Consider the following 255-nt stretch of genomic DNA (forward strand, 5'->3'; position numbering starts at 1 on the left):
TGTGGACTTCATCGACAACAGCTGGGCCATCTTCATCGACAAGGTGGTCTATTTCATCGCCTCTGTAGATAGCCAGACGCAAATCACACTCGCGGAGCCATACACTGGCCCGACAAAGAGCAATGCGAACTACTTCTGCTGGCCTACTCAGCACCTCGCGGTCCCGCTTTTCGTTCAGACAGCTGATCTGCTCGACACGTTCGGCCCTCTTCGTGAGGATATGGAGCTGCTCACTCAGCAGATCACAGACACCCT

Annotated in this window: 1 protein-coding gene; it reads left to right on the top strand. The window is 54.5% G+C overall.

The features are described 5' to 3' along the window. On the top strand, nt 1-255 hold a 255-nt coding region (locus MRBLSP13_RS22520), incomplete at both ends, for a hypothetical protein (protein ID WP_363756716.1).

It is taken from the genome of Sphingobium sp. LSP13-1-1.1 (assembly GCF_040676415.1).
Classification (GTDB): domain Bacteria; phylum Pseudomonadota; class Alphaproteobacteria; order Sphingomonadales; family Sphingomonadaceae; genus Sphingobium.